Source organism: Gordonia sp. ABKF26 (genome assembly GCF_041103195.1).
In the GTDB taxonomy this organism is placed as follows: Bacteria; Actinomycetota; Actinomycetes; order Mycobacteriales; family Mycobacteriaceae; genus Gordonia; species Gordonia terrae.
This window is the reverse complement of record NZ_JBGCVZ010000003.1, coordinates 305,475-327,351: the sequence shown is the minus strand read 5'-3', so window position 1 is coordinate 327,351 and position 21,877 is coordinate 305,475. Positions and strand designations below refer to the sequence as shown.

Below are 21,877 nucleotides of genomic sequence, written 5' to 3'. Positions count from 1 at the left end.
ATGGATACCTCCTACACCAGCATTCACAGAAGGCAGCAAATGACGGCACAAGACAACGGACCAGAATCCAAGGACAGCAGCGCTGAGGATAAGCTGACTGCGGCTTCCGACAAAGCAGATCGCAGCGACGCCACTGGTGCTACAGAATCTGCGACGTCCCAAGACGGTCCCGCCCCGGACGAGGCAAGCCCCCCGACGTCCGAGGCCAGGCACCGATGGAGATCAGCACGCCTCCAGGCGGTGGCCGCCGGCGCTTTCGTGGTGGCACTCGCGGTGCTGGCCGGCCTCTTTGCTTACCTCTACATCGACATGCGGGAAGCAAAGACGTCCGCGGAGAACGCTGCCACACAACGAGCGCAAGCAGCGCAGGCAGCATCGGAATACACCACAAAGTCGCTCACCTACAGCTACCAAAACACCGGCGCATTCTTTACCGAAGTCAAAAAGAACGCCAGCGATGCCTTAGTCAAGCGATACGACGATGTCAAACCCACCTTGACCCAAATCATGGAACAGGCCAAGGTCCAAGCGTCGGGCCGCGTACTGGCGACCAGTGTCACCGGCAACCCCAGCGAAAACCGGGGGGAATACACGGTGCTCGTCTTCGCCACCCAGAAGACCCAGAATGTTCAGAACCCCCAGCCGAGCGAACTCCCAACACTGTTGAAAGTAGTCGTACTGAAGACCGACAACGGCTGGCAGATCCAGGATTACGGACCAGCTGAATAGTCCAGCGTCCGCCGCGAAAGGAGAGTTTAATGAAAAGCACCATGCAGGAGGTGCCGATGACAGTGTCATCGATACTGCGCCACGTCGCAACCAATCATACTGTCAGACAGGTGATTACCTATTCCGCGAACGGTTCTGCCCGGTATGCGACCTACGGCGATCTTGAAGAGCGATGCGCACGTCTGGCGAACGCTCTGCGTGGGGTTGGCGTGGTCGGCGACGACCGCGTGGCAACGATGCTGTGGAACAACCAGGAACACCTCGAGGCGTACGCTGCGGTACCCGCGATGGGCGCGGTGCTGCATACGTTGAACATCCGGTTATCACCGGCTCAACTGCAGTTCATCGCCAACCACGCCGAAGATAAAGTCATCATCGTGGATGGGTCGCTGGTGCCATTGTTGGCGGCGGTCCTACCGGGCTTGGCGACGGTTCGGGTTGTGTTGGTTACCGGCGACGGTGACACCTCCCCGCTCGACGGCCACGGCGTGACCGTGATGCGATACCACGACGCGCTCGCAGCAGAATCACCAATGTTCTCTTGGACTGATCCCGACGAGCGGTCAGCTGCGGGTATGTGTTACACGAGCGGCACCACAGGCGATCCCAAGGGGGTCGTCTACAGTCATCGCTCAGTGTTTGTGCACTCCATGGCAGCTTGTACCGGTAACGCTCTGGCGATCGCAGAAGCCGATCGTGTACTTCCCGTCGTGCCGATGTTTCATGCTAGCGCCTGGGGTCTGCCCTACGCGTCGCTGATGGCGGGTGCGGACTTGCTGATGCCTGATCGATACCTTCAAGCAGCGCCACTCGCTGACATGATCCAACAACATCGCCCCACGAAGGCAGGAGCAGTACCGACAATCTGGAACGATCTTCTCCAGTACGGTACCGCGCATCCGGGTGTCGACTTGTCATCGATCGACCTTGTCGCCTGTGGTGGAGCGCCTGTCCCGCAGTCGTTGATCGAGGGGTTTGCGGACCGCTTCGGCGTTCAGATTATTCAGGCTTGGGGCATGACTGAGACGTCCCCGCTTGCGGCGGTAAGTCGGCCTCCCGCCGGGATCAGCCCCACAAAGGAAATGTCGTACCGCAAGCGGCAGGGACGGGCAATTTGCGGGGTGGAGATGCGCCTCATTGACGAGGGCGGCCTGCCGGTTCCCCGTGACGACAAGTCCGTCGGCGAACTCGAAGTGCGGGGTCCGTGGGTTACAGGCAGCTACTACCGGCTCGAGGACGCCGAGAGGTTTCGGGGTGGCTGGTTGCGGACGGGCGACGTGGGACACATCAGCCCGGACGGGTACCTGACGCTGACCGACAGGTCCAAGGACGTCATCAAGTCAGGGGGCGAATGGATCTCGTCAGTGGAGCTCGAGAACTGGATCATGTCGCACCCGGATGTCGCCGAGGCCGCGGTTGTCGCGATGCCCGACCCCCGCTGGCAGGAAACAGCTCTCGCTGTGGTGGTTCCGGTACCGGGTCGAGAGGTGTCGGCTGACACGCTTCACGAGTGGTGCCTAAGAAATTGCCCGGAGGAGATCCCACACTGGTGGATCCCGAAGAACTGGACGTTCATGGAGCAGGTACCGCGTACGAGCGTGGGCAAGTTCGACAAGAAGGTGTTACGCGCGAAGCATGAGCAGGGCGAGCTGCCGGTTGTATCGAATTAGCGCCGCTATAGGCCGCAAGTGTGCCCACCGAACGTCGTCAGCGTTCGGTGGGCACACTTCTATAGAAGCAATGCATTTGCCGATGGACACCCCCGGGTGGGACAGACAGCACAGCACCGTCACTCGAGACTACGAGCCACCGACGACAAGCTGGGCTGGTCTTCGCGTTTGTTCCACCCCATTTGCACGGCGTTGCCCGCAGGGCCGTTTAACTCAGGGAGGCGCAACAGAGCGAGCTGTCCGGCGGCGGACTTTGGTACGGAGTGGCGGGGTGACATGACGAAGACCTCCGAGTGAAGTGCGAACTGCATAGGTCAGCACCGCTCAACTCAAAAGATCTGGGTGTCTCACCGTAACGCCCCTTTGACCGCACTCGGTCGCCTACGACTTGCCCAATCTGTCGTCGACGAAGGCTGGTCGATTCGCCCTGCCGCTGCACGCTTTCAAGTCGAACCGACTACCGCCCAGCGGTGGCCCACCCGCTACCGCGAACACGGCCCGGCCGGGCTGGTCCATCGCAACTGTCGTCCGCACTAACAGCCCCAATCGCACCGAACGCCGCTTCATCAAAGCCCGAGTGTTGCGCCACTGGGACCCGGCCCGCATCGCCGACCTCGTCGGCCTGAACGTATCGACCGTGTACCGGGTTCTCGCCCGCTAGGGCTGGCCCGGCTGTGCTGGCCCAGCTGTGCTGGCAGACCGACTCGCCGCGCGGGTAGTCCGACGCATTAGGGCCGACCACCCGGGTGATCTGGTGCAGTCGACGTGGAGAAGCTGGGCAAGATCCTCGCCGGACGGTGGTTGGCGCAAACTCGGTTGCACCGTCGGCAACCACCATCCTCACACCGACAGAAGCAGCGGCCAAGCGAACAAGTACGACCAGTCGGTGCGCCGCTCTCATTTGCTGCCCACCGCGATCAATGCCCAACACATCTGACCTACTCCGAGATCGTCCTGGCCGACGAAGGTCAGCACACCGCCACCGAATTACGGGCTCGAGGCCCAGGAATGGTTCGCGGACAGTGGTGACGGGGCTCAAGAAACTTCCCCAGGTGTGCTCACTGAAATTCCCCACCCGTGGGCGGCTCCTACTGTAGCGTCCGTCGGGTTGGTGCGGTGGCGGTGCGCTGGTTTTGGGTGCGGGCGTGGTGGTCGCGTAGCCGGTAGGAATCGCCGTCGAGTTTGAGCACGACGGAGCGGTGTAGCAGTCGGTCGAGCATGGCGGCGGCGACGGTGGTGTCGCCGAGGACTTCACCCCATTCGGCGACTGACCGGTTGGTGGTGATCACGATGCTTGTCTTCAAATATCGTTGTGCCACAACTTGAAACAGCGCTGACGCGGCTTCGGCCGGTAGCGGCAGGTATCCGAGTTCGTCGATCACCAGCAGGGTGGGACCGGCGAAGAATCGCATGCAGGTGGCCCAGCGGCCCTCGATGGCGGCTTTGTGGCAGCGGGCGGCCAGATCCGCGGCGGTGGTCACATACGTGCGGTAGCCGGCGTGCACCGCGGCATGCGCCAGCCCGACGGCGAGGTGGGTTTTGCCGGTGCCGGGCGGTCCGATGAGCAGCACGTTGGTGGCCGATTCGAGGTAGGCGCAAGTGCCCAGTTCGCGGATCAATGCTCGGTCGACTCCGGGGGCGGCGTCGTAGTCAAACCCGTCCAGGGTGGCGGGGGTGGGCAGGCAGGCGAACCGCAGCCGCCCGGCCAGGCGGCGGGCCTCGGTGGCATCGACCTCGATGCCGAGGAGGTGCTCGAGGGTGTAGGTCATCGTCCACTCCTGCTCGGCGGCGGTCTGCAGCACCTGCGGTAGGGCTTGCGCGGCGGAGTCGAGTTTGAGTGCGGCGAGATGCCCACGTAGCTGCTGATACACCGAGACCGCCGATTGTGACTGCGGTGCATCACTGTTCGGATTGGAGGTGGTGGTGGTTTCGTCGGTCTTGTTGGTCATGGGAGTTGGGTCCTGTTCTGTGCGGCGCGTTCGTACACGCTCAGATCGATCACCGACGCCTCGGTCGGTGTGGCGGGGTGGGCGGTTGCGCGGCGCAGCGCTTCTGCAGCTTGTCGGGCGGTCTGGCCGGGTGGGATGCGTTCCTTGCGGCGATGCGGTCGGCGACTCGATGAGGCGCCGGCCTGGGCCAGGGTGTCCAAGGCGACGACATGGCCGTGGTCACGCACTTGGGCTCCCGAGCCGGCAGTGGCCAGGCGGTGGCGGGCGATCACGATGCCCGAGTCGGTGGCGATGTCGATATGCCCGTCACCGAGACGCTCACTGACGTGCACGTCGCTCATCGCCAACTCCGGGGGCACCGAGTACTGGTTGCCCTTCCATGCCGCCAGCGCCTGGCGAGACACTTTCCGCACCTCGGTGACCGTCGTCGGGTACGGAGCTGCTGGCGGGGCGCTCAGGGGTTCGCGTTTGGCGATGGTGGCCACGTTCGAGCGCCCATCTTTGGTTCGGCGCACCCGAACATCCGAGCGGGTCCGGCAGAACGTGTCGCAACTGGTCTGGGCTTGCTCGACGGTCAGCTCGTCAGGAAGTGTGCGCCACCAGCGTTGCGCGGCAATGTGATTGGACTTCTCCACCACACCCTTGCGGTTCCCGCGCCGGGGTGGGCACACGGCCACCGAGACGCCGTAATGCTTGGCGACGCCGGCGAACTCGGCGGTCAACGCGCCGGTTGCCGGGTGACACACCGTGGCCATCCGGTCGAACCGCCACGACTTGGTGACCCCACCCAAGCGGCGGGTGATGCGGTCGATACCGGCGATCACCTGCGGGCGGGTCATATCCGGTGCCAGATAGCCACGCCACCGCCCCGAATGCGACAGTGACCCGACCAGCAGGAATGCGGTCGAACCCCAACCCCACTGCGCTGGAGGATTCGGCAACTCCACCCAATCCCATTGTGTCTCTTCACCCGGCGGGTGTTCGATGATCGCATTCGCCCGTTCGGTGACCTGCGCGCAGTCCGCACACTTCGGTCGCAGACCGCGAGTCCGGATCTGGCGGGTCAGGGTCTGATACGACTGGGTGTAGCCGAGGTCCTCGAGTTCATCGCACAACGTGCGTGACCACAGATGCGGGTCCTCGTCGAGTCGGGCCCGGACATAGTCGAGGTAGGGGTCGAACGGATCAACCGCCGGCCTCTTGCGCTGGCCCGGGGTGCGCTCACCGTTGAGGTAGGCCCGGATCGTCTTTCTATCGTGGCCGGTGTGGCGGGCGATCGCCGAGATCGTCCACCCCCGGTTGTGCAGTGCATGTACTTCCACATCGTTCTCCCGTGTCAACATGAAAGCGGGCCTCCCGAGGTTGCTGGTGAGTGGTCAGAGACCATCAGCATCACGGGAGGCCCGCCTACTCTGGCGGAGCCACACGGGTGGGGAATTCAGATGAGCATCACTGGGGAATTTCGATGAGCGCCGTCAGTGGCACCGAGGTACGGATAGTATTGAGACAACGGCTCGTGCCACCGCTCCCATGTCTTCACCCATACCCCGGGGGCCGTCGATCATCCACCGGCGCACCCGACCGTATCGTCACAATTAATGGCAAGGCTAAGCGGCTTCACCGAACCCTAGCCGATGACCGGGCCAATGGCCGCCTGTACACCAGGGGACGCCGAACCCTGTGCACAGTTTCCGGTACGGCTACACAACTACAATCATCACCGCGGTCAACCGCACTCGGAAGGCAACCACCAGCCAGCCGCGTACCAAGGTCAGTGCAGCTAGCGTTTGAATTAGGACGCAACTCATCTATCACGGCCGACGGTGCTGCGTCATGCTTATGCCCCTCCTACCTGTTGACGGAATGGTCGGGATATTCAGCGACCGACGCTTGTCAGATCCCCATGGGTCCGTCCGCGTGAGTTTGTCCGTCCGCGTGACTTTTGCGATGGTCAAGGGGCGAGCCGGAAACGGTCGATGTCACCCGGCCACCAGCTCGCAGTGCCCAGCAGCACCGCTAGCGCCGGGACTACTAAGGTCCGCACCAGGAACGTGTCGAGCAGCAAACCGACACCGATGATGAACCCGATTTGCACCATCACATCGATGGACCCGACCATCAGCCCAAACATGCTGGCCGCGAATATCAACCCAGCCGAGGTGATGACCGACCCGGTGTAAGCGACGGTACGCATTACGCCGACCCGCACGCTCCACCTCGTTTCCTCTCTCAGCCGTGACACCAGCAGCATGTTGTAGTCGGCGCCCACCGCCACCAAGACAATGAACGACACCAGTGGCACGGGCCAGGCGATCCCGGCACCGAGGATGTGTTGAAGTACGAGCACACCAATACCGAGAGCCGCCATGTAGTTCAAGACGACGGTTGCAAGGAGATAGACAGGTGCAACGACGGCCCGCAACAGCAGCATCAGGATCAGACCCACGATGAGAAGGGTGGCTATGCCGAGCAGTTTGAAATCGTACGACAACAGCCGCTGGACGTCGGAATTGATCGCAGGAAAGCCCGCAACAGAAGCACGTCCGCCCTCCAGAGTGGTGTTCGGCATCGCGTTCTCGGCGACGCTGGACAGCTCGTTCGCCAGCGTCATTGCATCGGCAGAGTATGGGTCGTAGGCGGTCTGTACCGCATAGCGCACGGTTTTCCCGTCGGACGAGATGAACTGTCGAGCGACCTGACTGAACTGCTGGTCCTTGAACGCATCCGCGGGGAGATAGAAGCCGGTTGCCGAGTCAGAATCGCCGACCTCCCGTGCGGGAGCCCGAAGCTGTGCGGCGACCTGTGCCAGTCCACTGAGTAGCTGAAGGTTGCTGTCCACCAGAGCACCGACTCCGTTCGACAACTGACGCGCGCCGTCGGCAAGTGCGCCGACGCCGGATTCGAGTTGCGAGAGCCTGTTCCCCAGGTCCTGTCCGCCGATGGCTTGTAGTGCAGAATCCAGCGTTTGAAGAGAACGCTGCAGCTGTGCAATGTTGGTCGAGCCTGGCGCACTCACGCGGCCGAGCTGCGCGGCAAAGTCAGCCACCCTCCCAAGCGACTGATCATCCGCGAGTGCCCGGATGTCGGCCGTTTGCGCGCGCAGTGCCGAGCACTGCGCGATCTGCTGGCACCACGGATTGTCTAACGCGGACAACGCCGGCGCGACCGCATCTGCCGCAGACTGGGCCCGACGTGCGAGTTGAGACAGCTCAGGCGCTTGCTTGGAAAACTGTCTAAGCCTTGGGGCAGCGTTCGCCAGTTGGTTCACAAGCGGCCGATACTCGTCGAGCTGCGGGCCAAATGACGACACCTCGTCGAGCAACCCCGACAGCGGAGCGAGGTTGGAGGATATCTGGTCTTCTAACAGTGCCAGGCCTCCGGCGAGCTGCTCTGACCCCGTCTTCAGGACGGCCAGATCACCCTTGCGGGCCTGTCCATCACCGGTCTCCTCGGTGATCTTGGTACCGATCTGATCATTCTGCCAAGATAATTGCGCCTGCTCTAGCTTCTCACCGGTCGGCCGCGTCACGCCAATGACCCTGGTCACGCCGGGAATCTGCGCGACGCGGGAGGCTAGCTGGTCGAGGTCGGCAAGGCCCTGAGCCGTGCGCATGTCGTTCTCGGACTCCACCACCAAGAATTCTGAGATGATGATGTCTTTCGGGAAGTGGCGGTTGAGAAGCGCGTATCCTTCGTTGCTCCCTGTGTCAGTTGGCTGCCCCTCGCGATCGTCGTAGGTGATCTGAATTGTTGCGGCGACCATGGCGAGGCCGATCAACACGACCACACTGATCGCGAGCAGAGGGACCGGCCGCCGGATAACCATGACTCCGACTCTTCTCCAGTAATCCCGCGTCAGGTCACGGCGGGGAAGGCCGGCACCTTTCTTGGCAGCGAAAGAGAGTACGAGGGGCAGCAATGTCACCGTCGCCAAGAATGCGAACGCTATGGCGATTGCGCAGGCCGGACCCAAAGTGTTAAACACACTGAGCTTGGCGAAGGCCATAGCCAGGAACGCTAGGGCCACAGTGCCCGCCGACGCTAGAACCACGCGGCCGATAGTTGCATTCGCGTGGGCGATAGCGACATCAGGAGAGTAACCCGCTCGAATACCTTCATGATAGCGGCTGATGAGGAACACCGAATAGTCAACTCCGGCACCGAAGATGATGACGGTCATGAACATTGATGTGAACTGGGATACCGGCATGCCCAGCTCGCCCAGTCCAGATAGAACTCCGCGACCCACAGCCAAGCTCATGCCCACGACAAGCAGCGGCATCAGCGCGGTGAAGACCGAACGATAGACGATCAGGAGGATCACGGCGATCAGCAGCACGGTGGCAACAGTGATCAGGACCAGATCCGACTCGCCCACGGCGAGTTGGTCGCTAAAGGTCGCGGGCGGGCCTGTCACACGGACTGTCGTCCCACTGTCACGAAAGATACTCTCAGCGATCTCACGCACCGCTGCGACCGCCTCCGCGGTATCGGGTCCCCCGAGTGTGCCGGCCACTCCCACGGGCAGATACCAGGCTTGCTTGTCTTTGCTGAGAGCCTGACTTGCGGTGAGGGGATCGCTCAGCAGGTCCCGGACAGCGATGACGTGCCTGTCGTCCGCCCGCAGGGTGTCGACAAGCACGTGATATCGATCGCGGGTGTTGTCGGACAGGCCTGCACTGCTCTCCATCACAACGAATACAGTGGTCTTGGCGCCGCGCTCGTCGAACGAGGCACCCATACGGTCCAAGGTCTGAAAAGACGGGACTCCGGCCGGGATTGGATCCACAGATTGTTCCCTGACCACCGACTCCAGTTGAGGAAAGACAAGGCCTAAGCCGATAGCAGCGCCGAGCCAGACCAGCGTCACAATTCCTTTGCGCCGGAGGGTAAACCATGCAACCCGCTCAAGGGTCGGACTGTACTCGCCGAGTCTCTCGCCCCCTCTCGACGGGCGGGTTCGAATGGGAGACGAACTCACCATGTGCAATATCCTCTCGACCTACAGTGGGCGACCCAATCGTGCGGACCCGTTTCGCGAACGTCCATGCGGTGGATGATTGTCACTTGTGGTGATGCTCGACCATGTTCTCGACTTCCTCGAGAGTGGTGGGCAGGTGGTATGGGGGAGTGCTCTTGCCTGAGATGCGGTATCGGCCCCAGAAGTCGGGATCCCCGACGACACACTCCGCTCGGCCCTCGGGGGTCGTAAACACAGCGATCGCGCGAGCGCCTTTCAGGAGACCGTCGAGCTCTTCATTCTTCTGAATACGGCCATACCAGGTGTACAGGCCGTTCAGCGGCTGGAAATAGCCTTTGATCTTCGCTTCGACATGGATCTCCGCCCCGCGGCACACCAGGGTCCCTTCGCCGGAGTAGTCGAGGTCATGGTCGTCAGACATACAGTCCTACCTTCTTCGCACTGAGCGTTGACAAATATCGCAGTTCGTGGATACTAGCAGTACCAGATACTACGAGTAATGGGTACTGGGCGCCAGACCCAACTCCCAGCCTTGAACGACCGAGGAGACGACATGACCGTGCAGGATGTCCAGATGAACCCCGACTTTTCGAAGGAGGGCATGGCTCGGGTGAACGGGCGTAAGCCCGTCGACATGGAACGATCTGCGGGTCGATTGCTGCGGTCTTCCGCAGAGAAGTTCTACGACGCGGAGATCGACATCGACTGGGAGTCGCCCTGGGAGGACGGCAAGTGCTTTCTGCCAGAGCATCGAGTGTCGCTATACGGCACCAGGCTGTGGGACAAGATGACTGAGGAGCAGCGCCGCGAGTTGGGGCGCCATGAGATCGTAAGCATCCTCAGTTTCGGCATCTACGCAGAGAATCTGTTGAGTTCAGCGCTTCTGCGCATGTCGGCGAAGGGGGCTTTAACCGATCAGAAGTCTCTATACGCGTTGACAGAGATCGGCGATGAGTCCCGCCACTCCACTATGTTCGCGCGCCTCATCAACAAGACGGGCGTGCCCCCCTACAAGCTTCCTAAGGGCTTCTTAAGCTTCGCGAAGATCCTGCATTTCGTCCCTCTCGGGCCGTCGGTGTCTGGAGCTACGCTGTTGATCGAGGAAATCCTGGACCGCGCCCAACGCGAGGCGATGAACGACCCCAACATGCAGCCGCAGCTTCGCCAGCTCATGAAGATCCACGTCCTTGAGGAAGCCCGCCACATTACCTTTGCGCGACTGGAGATGATCGAAGGCATGCAGCGTCGTCGTAAGGCAACGCGCGCCTGGCACCGAGGCGTGCTCGCCGTCATCGCGAACCTGGCGTACCCGCTGCTCATCAATCCGAAAGTGTACCCCGCAGTGGGAATTAGTCGCTGGCGTGGCGTGTGGGCGCAGCAGACCAGCCCAAACTACCGAACCAACCTGCAATTTATGTCTGAGCCCATGATTCGGTTCTTCCATGAGGCGGGAATGTTGGAAGGCAAATTCACAATGGCCATGTGGCGTGCGACGCGCAGCCTTCCCGACGATCTTCGCTGATCTCCGTTCACGCGACCGTGACGTCGTGATCGACACTATAGACCCGCGCGAAGCATGCTCGATCGCTTCGCGATCACTTCCGCCTCAACAGATCACCTGCCGCCACTGTGCGCAGGTGATGTGTTGTGCGATCCAACCTACGAGGGAGAAAGCATAACCATGGCATCATCGACTACCCGGCGCGCCACGCGCGCAACCGCCAAGACGGATTCAACCAACGACCCGATTTCCACCAAGATTCTGATTATTGGAAGCGGGTTCTCTGGTCTCGGGATGGCCGCGCAGCTTAGACGTCGCGGGTATAGCGATTTTCTGATTCTGGAAAAGGCCAGCTCCGTCGGCGGGACCTGGCGCGACAACACCTATCCAGGCTGTGCATGTGACGTTCCGTCGCTGATGTACTCGTACTCATTCGAGAGTCGAGGTAGCTGGTCGAAGGTGTGGTCATCACAGCCAGAAATTGAGCGGTATCTACAGGATGTCGCGGATAAGCGTGGCGTGACACAAAAGATTCATTTCGGCCAGAAATTGGTTTCTGGATACTGGAGCGAGTCGGAGTCGCGGTGGCACCTGCGCACTGAGTCCGGACGTGAGTACATTGCTCAGTTCGTGGTGTCAGGAGTCGGCGCGCTGCATATCCCCAATTTCCCCGAAATTTCGGGTATTGCGGACTTTAAAGGCGACGCGTTTCACTCCGCACAGTGGGATCATTCGGTGGATCTAGAGGGCAAGCGTGTCGCCGTGATCGGCACTGGCGCCAGCGCTATCCAGTTTGTACCTTTCGTGCAGAAGGAGGCCATGTCCCTCAAGGTATTCCAGCGAACCCCCGCCTGGGTCCTACCCCGCAAGAATTTCTCCGTTCCGCCGGCCCTGCGGACTCTTCTGAGTAAACTCCCGATTGCACGTCGTATCGCCAGGTGGTCGGTGTACTGGGGTGCGGAGAGCCTGGCCTTCGGCCTCAACGGTCACTCTAACCTCATGCGGCCAATTGAAAAGGTCGCTCAATGGAACATCGAACGCTCCATCACTGATCCGGCATTGCGCAAGAAACTGACCCCGTCGTATCGTATCGGCTGTAAGCGGATTCTGGGGTCAAACGACTATTACCCGGCGCTTGCGGCACCTAACACCACTGTCATCAGCGACCGGATTGAGAAGGTGACCGCTGATTCCATCATTACTTCAGACGGTGTCGAGCATCTCGTGGACGTTATAATTTATGCGACCGGTTTTCACGTGACTGACGGTTTCGATCAGCTCGCCCTCAAGGGCGCCAGTGGCGAGGATCTCCCGTCCCATTGGCATCAGACTGGCATTAATACGCACCTGGGCATCACGACCGAGGGTTTTCCCAACCTGTTTTTCCTCCTCGGACCCAACACGGGCCTCGGCCACAACTCCGTGGTGTTCATGATTGAGCAGCAGATCAAGTACATCATGAAGGCAATCGACGCAGTAGAACGCCGAGGCGCTGAGAAGGTCGACGTACGCCCGTCCGTGCAGGAACGTTTCAACACCGACATCCAGCGGAAGCTGGCCAAGGGAGTGTGGACCAACGGCGGCTGCACGAGTTGGTATCTCGATTCGAAGGGCGTCAACCGCACCGTGTGGCCGGGCTTCACCTGGCAGTACTGGCGCGCCACGAAAGATTTCGAGCCCGCCGAGTACGACATCGCCTGATGCCCGAACGCACGGAGACACGATTCGAAGAGATGGTGGGACGACGGTGAGCAGTTCTAATCGGCATGACTATACCGGCAAGGTGGCAGTGGTCACCGGTGCTGCGTCAGGGATCGGGCGATCTCTGGCACTCCAGTTGGCGAAGCGAGGTGCGGCATTGGCACTGTCCGACGTTGATGAGATGCACTTGAAGGAGACTGCAGAACTTTGCCGCACCACGCATGGGGCAACGGTAACCGCCGCCGTGTTAGACGTTGCGGACCGTGCTGCTTTTCAGGACTATGCCGACGCAGTGCGGTCAGAGTCCGGCCACGTAGACATGGTGTTCAACAACGCCGGCGTGGCTTTGGGCGTCGACGTAGTCGACATGGCCTGGGAAGACTTCGACTGGCTCATGGGCATCAACTTTGGCGGAGTCGTGAACGGGTCAAAGGCGTTTCTGCCTCACCTGATCGCGTCCGGGGACGGACATCTCATCAACACATCGAGCGTGTTCGGCTTGGTCGGAATCCCCAGCCAAAGCGCCTATAATGCCGCGAAATTCGGCGTCAGAGGCTTTACCGAGGCGCTCCGACAGGAGATGAAGATCAGTCGTTACCCGGTCACAGTGACCTGTGTGCACCCGGGGGGGGTAAAAACCAATATCGTCAACAATGCCAGAGGCGTCTCCGCCATGGGGGCAGACACCGCGACTGTCGCCTCGCTGTTCGACAAGATCGCACGAAGCACCCCAGAGAAAGCAGCGGCGACAATCCTGAAAGGTATGGACAAGAAGAGAGCGCGAGTGCTGATCGGTGCGGACGCCCGCGGTTTCGACTTCGTGGCACGGGTGATCGGTCCCCGCTACCAGGACATCGCGGCTCCACTGACACGAGCGGGTTACGCGGTCGCACGTAGACAGGGGATCCTCAAGTGACCGTCGAACCCGATTCACGTCCGGCTGCCGCGGCGGCCCGCTCACGCACCTTAACCGTCTCGGAAGTGATCCAGGAAACGAAAGACTCCGTTACCATTTCGTTCGAAATCCCCGACGCCATGGTCGAGGAGTTCAAGCATACCCCAGGGCAATTCATCACCGTCAAGATCCCATCTGATCGGACCGGTCATGTCGCACGGTGCTACTCATTGAGCAGCTCGCCTCACGTCGACGACTTCCGTCTCGAGATCGGCATCAAGCGGACCGAGAACGGTTACGCATCGAACTGGCTGTGCGATAACGCGATCACGGGAATGGAATTGACCGTCCTCCCGCCGTCAGGGCATTTCACGGCGAAGAATCTCGACGTCGATTTTCTATTCTTCGCAGGAGGAAGTGGGATCACTCCGGTCTTGTCGCTGATTAAGTCGGCACTTGTGTGCGGCGGGGGCGAAGTCACACTATTCTACGCGAACCGCGATGCCGAGTCGATCATGTACGGGGGGCAACTGACGCAGATCGTCTCCGAGTTTCCTGAGCGTTTCACCGTCTTCCATTGGTTGGAGTCGGCTATGGGTATTCCGACGCCTCAGAATGTCGAGTCCGCCATACGTGAGCACCGCGGTGCACAGATTTTCACCTGCGGTCCGGCGCCGTTCATGGATCTGGTGCAGAAGTCGGCGGAGGCCTGCGGTGTCGAGCACTCCTCGGTACATCGAGAAGTCTTCCAGTCACTGACCGGGGATCCGTTCGATACAGCCACGATGCGTCAGCTTGGTGACGACGACGGTGTGGCGACCGCTACGGTCTATCTGAATGGGCAGTCCATCACGACTGAGTGGCCGCGCAACACGCCGTTGCTCGACGTGCTACTGGCCCAAGGCCACAATGCCCCGTACTCCTGCCGAGAAGGAGCCTGCAGCGCGTGTGTATGCAAGCTGGTCGAGGGTGATGTAGAAATGGCGCAAAACCACATCCTCGTTGAGGATGATGTTGCCGACGGTGAACGGCTCGCATGCCAGGCACTTCCGCTGACGGATGCTGTCACGGTGAGCTTCGATGACCTCTGAGTTTGCGAGTGCGTCGCGAGGATCGCGTGACCTCGAGGTCCTTTCCTCCGACGGGACCAAGTTGTTCGCTCAGGAATTCGGTCCGGGCCGGGATGCTCCGCTCCTAGTCTTTAGTCACGGCTGGGCTTGTCAGGGACGTTTCTGGCGTCCGCAGGTCGAGCAGTTCGCGGCGACGCATCGGGTGGTGGTCTACGACCAACGCGGACACGGGTTGAGCGACCGGGGCCGGGTACCGTTCTCGGCGAAGCTCTTGGCCGATGATATGGAGGCCGTAGTCCGGGCAGTGGCGACTCCCGCCGACAAGGCTGTCGTGGTCGGACACAGCATGGGAGGCATGTCCATCATGAGTTGGGCGGCTGAGTACCCCGCCTCGGTTTCGGAGCTGGCCCGCGGAGTAGTACTGGCAAGCACCGGGCCATCACAGTTGGTGGATCGGTCTACATTGCTCAAGGTTCCCCGACAGCTACGACCGAGACTTGAGCGGGCCTTCGCGGCCAGTCTTGCAGTCGCCGGACCCGAGATGCAGGGGACGCGTTTGTCTCGCCGCCTGATTCGTTACGGAACCCTGGGCCCGGGCGCGACTGCCGAGGTAGTCGACGAGTGCGCCGACATCGTGTTGCGATGCCCACCACAGGTGCGCGGGATGTGGGGTTCAGTGTTGGCGACAATCGACGTCAGTAAGGGGGTTGACTCGCTGGAGGTGCCGGCGACGGTCATCGTAGGTGATGCCGACAGACTGACCCCAGCGACCCATTCAGTGGATCTCGCAGCGCGCCTGGGTCGGAAGGGCGTTCTATTTGAATTCACTCTTCTTGACAAAGTCGGTCACATGTCCAACCTAGAGGCCGTCGAAGACTTCAATTCAGCCGTGGCCAGATTAGACAAATCCGCCTGACGCGGGTCTCGTCGACCCAACCCATGTTCACTGGCTAGTGCGTCACTGGCGCGACAAGTCAGCCATCCTGATAACGTAGGAGGTCATGTCTGTAGTCCGTCGCATCTCCGCGGCCCCGGTGAAAGTGCAGCGACGTGTGCGCGACGCTCGAAGCACGCGCTGGGACGACCACCGCGCCGTCGTCAAAGCTGAACTCGTCGATGCAGCGATACGCGCGATCGAAAAGTTCGGCGATGCCGTGAGCATGGACGATTTTGCGGAAGAGGCTGGTGCGTCGAAGCCTAAGCTCTACCGCCATTTCGGTGACAGGGCTGGGCTCTACTCCGCCGTGGCAGCCCGTCTGGGTTCTATGATGTGGGAGTCAGCGCAGTCAACTCTGCTCTCCGGACAGGCAGACAGCACCGTCGACGAACTTTTCCGTTCAGCGGTGTCCGCATACGTATCCTTGGTTGATGAACATCCAGCGGTCGTCCGTTTCCTCATGACGAACCACATGTTCCAGTACTCTGAGTCCGGCGAGGGTGGGGCCGCAGATCAGCTGAGATCGGCAATGGAGATTATTTCCGACGAGTTCGCTCGTGGCCTCCGAGAGGTCGATGCCGAGGAGTCCCCCGTCGCCGTAGCAGTAGCCTCCATTCTGGGGGCTGGCCTATCAGCGACCCAGTGGTGGATCGATCACGGTCGGCAGAATGGAATGAGCAGGGACATGTTTGCCGCGCACCTGTGCCAGACCTCGTGGGGGATCATAGACGGCGCTGCAGCCACAGTAGGCGTTCGATTCCATAGGGACAGGCCCTTAGGCGACCCTGGATTCGCCACTCGCCTCGACGCCGTCTGATCCCCTTCGTACGGGTGGTCCGCCCTGTGTCACGCACGCGGCAGAACTGCTCACACAAACGGAGCGCATTTCACAATCCTGACTGCTGGCTGTCATGGGGGATCATCCTTGGTCGCCGCTCATCTTAGTAGCGGAGCGCTACAGACGGTACTGTTGACGACAGTGCCACAGTCGTGGCGGCACTCATAAGGCCCCCCTCGAGCCTTCCATCGGTACCGCCACTGGCAGTTTCGTTCTGTTACCGACGGTATTGGTGTGCAGTCAGAGGTTCTTGATTTGGTTTCGTAGGGAGTGGCCAGGGTGGAAACCATCGATTTCGACGATGTTGACCCGAGGCGGGTTCGGTCGCGTCAGCGTTTGTTGGATGCTGCGGTGACCTTGCTGAACAGTGGCGGGGTCGAAGCCGTTACCGTGGAGGCGGTCACTCGACTGTCTCGTGTTGCTCGCACCACCTTGTATCGTCACTTCGAGAGCTCCACAGATCTGGTGGCGGCTGCCTTCGAGCGATTGTTGCCTCAGGCCGAGACCCCCGAGACGACGACGTCGATCCGTGATGACCTGCTGAAGCTGATGCAGCGGCAGGCTGAGCTTATTGAGCATGCACCGCTGCAGTTGACGACGCTGGCATGGTTGGCAATGCTTCCCGAGCAGCCCCGGCAATCCGGGCAATCCGACGGGGATCAGAACGCGCTCGCGCCACTGCGTCGTCGAGTCGTCGAGCAGTATCGAGAACCATTCGATCGAGTTTTGACGAGTGACGTGGCCACGGCTGAGCTCGACAACTTCGATTTGACCATGGCTGTCACCCAGCTCGCGGGCCCGCTGATCTTTGCCAAGCTCACGGGCATTCGGTCGATGACCGTTGGCGATCTCGAACAGCTTGTCGACGATTTCCTCATGGCCCACCGGCGACACCAAACCTCCTGACCTCCTTCCCCATCTACGGTACTGCTAGTACCGTAACGATACCGTCGGTTTCGTAGACGGGCTGGGTCGAGGGTGAGGTGCTGCATATGGTGGTCCAACGTCCAAGTGGTGGGCGCTTGGCGGCGCGCCGGTTGGCGGAACGCAGCGAGTACAGCACGACATTGGGGCGGTTGGCACGGTTCACCTTGGCGCACAGATTCCTCGTCATCGGGGCGTGGGTGGCTGTGGGTATCGTCTTGGCGATTCTGTTTCCCCAGCTGGAGACGGTGGTGCGGCAGCAGTCTGTTGATCCGATCCCTGCTGGGGTTCCATCGTTTCAAGCACTCGATCAGATGGGTGGTGCGTTCGGTGAGAAGGGCGCCAAGACCACTGTTTTCGTGACCATGGAGAACCCGAACGGGTTCACCGACGTGGCGCGGGAACGCTACGACATGCTCGTTCTGCAGCTGCGCGAAAATTTCGACGATGTGCAGTCAGTGCGGGATTTGCTTTCCGATCCGACGACGGCCGGCCAAGCCTTGAGTGAGGACGGGCAAGCCTGGTACCTGCCTGTCGGGGTCACCGGAACATTGGGAGGGCCAACGGCCACGCATGCTGTGGAGACCGTGCGCCAAACCGCGCAGCGCGTGTTTGACGGTACGGGCACCACTGTCCATGTCACCGGGCCGACAGCCACTTTCAGTGACCAGATCGTCAGTGCTGAAAGCGATTTAGTCGTGATCACTCTGGCGACGGTGGCGCTTATCGCGATCATTCTGTTGATCGTTTACCGATCGCTGTTCACCGCGCTGGTGCCGTTGTTGGTGATCGGTGTCAGCCTCGGCGTGGGCCGTGGCATCTTGTCCGCACTCGGCGAACTCGGTATGCCGGTATCGCAGTTCACCGTCGCGTTCATGACCGTCATCCTGCTCGGAGCCGGGGTCGACTACTCAGTCTTCTTCATCAGTCGCTATCACGAACGGCTACGCCAGGACGCCACCACCGAGGTTGCGCTCGTGGACGCGACAGCAACTATCGGACGGGTCATCCTGGCTTCAGCTGCCACGGTGGCGCTGGCCTTTTTGGCGATGGTCTTTGGTCAGCTGAGCGTGTTCTCCACCTTGGGTCCGGCATGCGCGATCGCCATCCTCATCGGATTCCTCGCCACGGTCACCCTGCTACCACCGGTGTTGCTGTGGGCGGCACGATTCGGCTGGGGCGCACCCAGGCGAGATCTGACCCGAAAGTACTGGAATCGCGTCGCCGTGCTCGTCGTGCGGCGTCCTGTGCCGCTGCTGGCACTAACCCTGGTCGGGCTAATCGTGCTTAGCGTCTTCGCGACGGGCATCCAGATCACCTTCGACGATCGTGAGGGGCAACCCGCGACAACCGACAGCAACGAAGGCTACGCGTTGCTCGACCGTCATTTCCCTCAAGACGTCACTATCACCGAGTTCCTCGTCGTAGATGCACCGATCGATCTCCGTACTGCCAGCGGGCTGGCCGATCTTGAGCAAATGGCCTCACGTGTATCCCAGATCCCCGGAGTGACTCGAGTCATCGGCGTTACCCGTCCCACCGGGGACAAGCTCGAGCAAGCCGAGCTGTCCTGGCAGAACGGCCAGATCGGGAACCGGCTGGCGGGTGCGGTCGACGATGGCCAGAACCGCCGCGGTGACCTCGAACAGCTCCGTACAGGCGCATTCCAACTCGCCGACGGGCTTACTCAGCTCGACACCCAGGTACGCACCAACTTGGCCCCCCTGGCCGGCATCCTCGATCAGGCAAGCACAGCCGGGCAGCAAATTCAGCAGTACCAGCCACTACTACGCCAACTCGCCGCATCTGCACCAGCGCTCGATCGCGCTTCTCAGAATGCCCCACAGCTGGCCGCGCTCACCCGCCAAACATCTGCAGCCCTGGCAACAGTGACCTCGATCCTGCCCATCCTCGATAATGCGCCCTGGTGCACCCAAGTCCCGCAGTGCGCAGCTCTGCGCGCGCAGACCCGCAATCTCGACGCCCTACTGAGCAACGGGACCCTCGACCAGATCGCCACGCTGTCAACACAACTCGCGCAGCTGGATACACCGATCTCAACAGTCACCGACCAACTCACTTCCACCGTCAACTCACTGGGCTCCACGCTGGGAAGCATCAGCAGCCAAGACCTTCCCGGCAAGCTCACCCAACTGCAAACAGGTATCAGTCAACTCGCGGCGGGATCACGCCAACTCGCCGCCGGTGTATCCGCGCTGATCGACAGCAACCTTCAACAACTCGCCGGGATGGCCGCGCTAGCCACACAACTACAAACCTCCGCCCGCGAGACCGCCGGAACAAACTCAGCAACCGGCTTCTACCTCCCACCTCAGGCCAACGCAGACCGCCGTTTCGTCGACGTCGCTCGCCAGTTCGTCTCGCCCGACGGCCATACCGTGCGCTACGCAATACAAACCAGCTTCGACCCCTACAGCACCGAGGCCATGCAACTGGCCGACACAATCACCGATGTCGCACTCGCCGCCAGACCGAACACAACCCTGCAGGACTCCAACATCGCGACAGCCGGGTTCCCCGCCATCAACGCCGATCTGCAACGTCTACTCACCGAAGACTTCCGACTCCTAGCGTTGGCCACCCTCACCATCGTCGGCCTGATCCTGATACTCCTACTCCGAGCACTCATCGCGCCGCTATACCTTCTGGGCACCGTCATACTCAACTACACCGCGGCACTGGGTATCGGCGTCCTGATCTTTCAACACATCCTCAAAACCGACATCGCCTGGCCCGTACCACTACTGGCCTTCATAGTCCTCGTCGCGGTCGGCGCCGACTACAACATGCTTCTCATCTCTCGCCTACGCGAAGAATCCCAAAACAACATCCGCATCGGCGTCCTGAGAACCGTCACCAACACCGGATCAGTCATCACCTCGGCCGGCCTCATCTTCGCTGCCAGCATGTTCGGACTCATGGCCGGATCCATCTCGATCATGACCCAGGTCGGACTCATCATCGGCATCGGCCTGCTGCTCGACACCTTCATCGTCCGCACCATCGTCGTGCCGACCATCGCCACACTTGTCGGCAGAGCAAGCTGGTGGCCGAGTACCCGAACCGACACGCATCCAGCGTCCCGCTAGTACGCACGCACGTGCCGAGATCTGACCGGCCCCGCCAGTCATCCAGCCATCGCGCCCACCTCATCGACTGACACCCGCTCGACGGTCGGCCGCGGCACCACACCCGACCCACGTGCGAGCGCCCCTCGCGTCGTTGACGCTGGTAGAACTCGCAGGAGGGCCCGTCGCGGCGTTGGGGACTGTCGCTGATTCGGTGTAAGTGGTTTTGATCGCCCCCGGCGTGGGGCAGGAGGAATCACGACGATGACCGACACAATCGGGGGCGTGGATGCCCCGGTGGCAGGGCCGGTTCAGACCGGTCAGGAACACGATGTCACCACCGCGGATGCGGTGCGTGAGCTCTCGAAGGCCGAGCAGGCTTTGGTGAGCGATCTGGTACGTAGCTCACGCGCTCAGGGAGTGGCTCTGACCGGTCCTGACGGGCTGCTCAAAGCGCTGACCAAGAGCGTGCTCGAAGCCGCGCTCGATGAAGAGATGACCGAACATCTTGGCTATGACAAACATGACGTGGCCGGCCGCAACACCGGCAATTCACGCAACGGCACGCGCACGAAACGGGTCCTGACCGACGCGTGCGGGCAGGTGCCCATCGAGGTGCCCCGCGACCGCAACGCCACCTTCGACCCGGTAATTGTCGGTAAGAGCAAACGTCGCGTCACCGATGTGGATCGGGTAGTGCTGTCGCTGTATGCCAAAGGCCTCACAACCGGCGAGATCTCAGCGCATTTCGCCGATGTCTACGGTGTCAACGGCGGCTGAAAACTGACCCCTTATCGACGGTTGAATTTTGACCCCCTTTGGTGTGGTTACTGGTCGGTGTTGACGAGTTCTCGTCGGGCTTTGGTGCGGTAGGAGTCGCCGTCGATAGCGATGACCTCGGCGTGATGGACGAGGCGGTCGATGAGTGCGGCGGCGACGACGTCGTCGGCGAAGACTTCGCCCCAACGGCCGAATGGCATGTTCGAGGTGATCAGAATCGAGCCTTGTTCGTAGCGACTGGCAATGAGTTGGAAGAACAGGTTGGCGGTGTCGGAGTCGAATGGGAGGTAGCCGATCTCGTCGATGATGATCAGTCGGTAGCGGCGGAGCCGTTTGAGTTCGGCGGCCAGGCGGCCGGTGGTGTGTGCCTCGGTCAGGCGGGTGGCCCATCCGGTGGCGGTGTCGAAGAGCACGGGGTAGGCGTTGTGTGCGGCTTTGATCCCGAGCGCGATCGCGAGGTGGGTTTTTCCCACCCCGGGTGGTCCGAGAAGGATCACGTTGTCGCTCTTGGCGATCCAGGTGCTGGTGGCCAGGTGGGCGATCACATCACGACGCAGTCCTGGAAGGTGGTCGAAGTTGAAGTCCTCGAGTGTTTTGACCGCAGGGAAGCGCGCGCCGCTGATCCGCAGCATGGTGCCGTTGGCTTCGCGTTCGCTGACCTGGCGGTCAAGAATCGCTGCGAGGTACTGCTCGTGGGTCCAGTTGTCGGTGCGGGCCCGCTCGGCCAATTCCGCCCAGCATCGGCGGATCGCTGGCATCTTCAACGCCCGCGCCGCGAACTCGATCTGTTTACCTGTTTGATTGTCGGACACA

At 61.2% G+C, this 21,877-nt stretch carries 16 protein-coding genes and 2 pseudogenes; 13 read left to right on the top strand and 5 right to left on the bottom strand.

Going from position 1 to position 21,877, the window contains the following annotated elements; genetic code table 11:
• The 3 genes from AB4Z55_RS01975 (at position 1) to AB4Z55_RS01965 (ending at position 2,936) form a co-directional block, all read left to right on the top strand.
• Entirely contained in the window at positions 1 to 729 is a 729-nt protein-coding gene (locus AB4Z55_RS01975) for a hypothetical protein (RefSeq protein ID WP_238422771.1), read from the top strand.
• Between the two features lie 29 nt (positions 730 to 758).
• On the top strand, positions 759 to 2,399 hold the full coding sequence (locus AB4Z55_RS01970) for a fatty acid--CoA ligase (protein WP_238422772.1): 1,641 nt from the start codon (positions 759 to 761) through the stop codon (positions 2,397 to 2,399).
• 342 nt (positions 2,400 to 2,741) lie between these two features.
• Positions 2,742 to 2,936 (top strand): leucine zipper domain-containing protein, encoded by a 195-nt coding sequence (locus AB4Z55_RS01965; RefSeq protein ID WP_369519012.1) that lies wholly within the window; start codon positions 2,742 to 2,744, stop codon positions 2,934 to 2,936.
• A 551-nt stretch (positions 2,937 to 3,487) separates the two neighbouring features.
• Here AB4Z55_RS01965 and istB (AB4Z55_RS01960) read toward each other — a convergent pair.
• Together istB (AB4Z55_RS01960) and AB4Z55_RS01955 are read right to left on the bottom strand one after the other, a co-directional pair.
• Positions 3,488 to 4,348: an IS21-like element helper ATPase IstB gene (istB, locus tag AB4Z55_RS01960; protein ID WP_024498619.1), complete on the bottom strand. Its 861-nt coding sequence runs from the start codon at positions 4,346 to 4,348 to the stop codon at positions 3,488 to 3,490.
• Entirely contained in the window at positions 4,345 to 5,691 is a 1,347-nt protein-coding gene (locus tag AB4Z55_RS01955) for a DDE-type integrase/transposase/recombinase (RefSeq protein WP_191834414.1), read from the bottom strand. Before AB4Z55_RS01955 ends, istB (AB4Z55_RS01960) begins: the two co-directional genes overlap by 4 nt.
• Positions 5,692 to 5,853: 162 nt before the next feature.
• Here AB4Z55_RS01955 and AB4Z55_RS01950 point away from each other — a divergent pair.
• Positions 5,854 to 6,116: pseudogene (locus AB4Z55_RS01950) on the top strand (IS481 family transposase); the annotation flags it as partial.
• A gap of 183 nt (positions 6,117 to 6,299) precedes the next feature.
• On the opposite strand, the gene AB4Z55_RS01945 reads toward AB4Z55_RS01950, so the two are convergent.
• Positions 6,300 to 9,332: an RND family transporter gene (locus AB4Z55_RS01945; RefSeq protein WP_369519011.1), complete on the bottom strand. Its 3,033-nt coding sequence runs from the start codon at positions 9,330 to 9,332 to the stop codon at positions 6,300 to 6,302.
• A gap of 79 nt (positions 9,333 to 9,411) precedes the next feature.
• On the bottom strand, positions 9,412 to 9,750 hold the full coding sequence (locus tag AB4Z55_RS01940) for a DUF4873 domain-containing protein (protein WP_064572173.1): 339 nt from the start codon (positions 9,748 to 9,750) through the stop codon (positions 9,412 to 9,414).
• A 132-nt stretch (positions 9,751 to 9,882) separates the two neighbouring features.
• Here AB4Z55_RS01940 and AB4Z55_RS01935 point away from each other — a divergent pair, with 132 nt between their 5' ends.
• The 9 genes and pseudogenes from AB4Z55_RS01935 to AB4Z55_RS01895 form a co-directional block, all read left to right on the top strand.
• Entirely contained in the window at positions 9,883 to 10,851 is a 969-nt protein-coding gene (locus AB4Z55_RS01935) for a diiron oxygenase (protein ID WP_238422774.1), read from the top strand.
• 159 nt (positions 10,852 to 11,010) lie between these two features.
• Positions 11,011 to 12,531, top strand: coding sequence for an NAD(P)/FAD-dependent oxidoreductase (locus AB4Z55_RS01930; protein WP_238422784.1), 1,521 nt, complete (start codon positions 11,011 to 11,013; stop codon positions 12,529 to 12,531).
• Between the two features lie 46 nt (positions 12,532 to 12,577).
• Positions 12,578 to 13,447, top strand: a complete 870-nt coding sequence (locus AB4Z55_RS01925; protein ID WP_238422775.1) for an SDR family oxidoreductase — start codon at positions 12,578 to 12,580, stop codon at positions 13,445 to 13,447.
• Complete coding sequence (locus AB4Z55_RS01920) at positions 13,444 to 14,517, top strand: ferredoxin--NADP reductase (RefSeq protein ID WP_238422776.1); 1,074 nt, start codon at positions 13,444 to 13,446, stop codon at positions 14,515 to 14,517. Before AB4Z55_RS01925 ends, AB4Z55_RS01920 begins: the two co-directional genes overlap by 4 nt.
• Positions 14,507 to 15,412, top strand: coding sequence for an alpha/beta fold hydrolase (locus tag AB4Z55_RS01915; RefSeq protein ID WP_004021761.1), 906 nt, complete (start codon positions 14,507 to 14,509; stop codon positions 15,410 to 15,412). Before AB4Z55_RS01920 ends, AB4Z55_RS01915 begins: the two co-directional genes overlap by 11 nt.
• A gap of 85 nt (positions 15,413 to 15,497) precedes the next feature.
• Complete coding sequence (locus tag AB4Z55_RS01910; protein ID WP_004021760.1) at positions 15,498 to 16,250, top strand: TetR/AcrR family transcriptional regulator; 753 nt, start codon at positions 15,498 to 15,500, stop codon at positions 16,248 to 16,250.
• A 300-nt stretch (positions 16,251 to 16,550) separates the two neighbouring features.
• Positions 16,551 to 17,177 carry a TetR/AcrR family transcriptional regulator gene (locus AB4Z55_RS01905; RefSeq protein WP_004021759.1) on the top strand — a complete coding sequence of 209 codons (627 nt, stop codon included), beginning with the start codon at positions 16,551 to 16,553 and terminating at the stop codon, positions 17,175 to 17,177.
• Between the two features lie 86 nt (positions 17,178 to 17,263).
• Positions 17,264 to 20,305 carry an RND family transporter gene (locus tag AB4Z55_RS01900; protein WP_033206569.1) on the top strand — a complete coding sequence of 1,014 codons (3,042 nt, stop codon included), beginning with the start codon at positions 17,264 to 17,266 and terminating at the stop codon, positions 20,303 to 20,305.
• Between the two features lie 243 nt (positions 20,306 to 20,548).
• Positions 20,549 to 21,055, top strand: a pseudogene (locus tag AB4Z55_RS01895) (transposase); the annotation flags it as partial.
• Positions 21,056 to 21,111: 56 nt separating this feature from the next.
• On the opposite strand, the gene istB (AB4Z55_RS01890) reads toward AB4Z55_RS01895, so the two are convergent.
• On the bottom strand, positions 21,112 to 21,876 hold the full coding sequence (istB, locus tag AB4Z55_RS01890) for an IS21-like element helper ATPase IstB (protein WP_004021756.1): 765 nt from the start codon (positions 21,874 to 21,876) through the stop codon (positions 21,112 to 21,114).
• Between the last annotated feature and the right edge of the window lies 1 nt (position 21,877).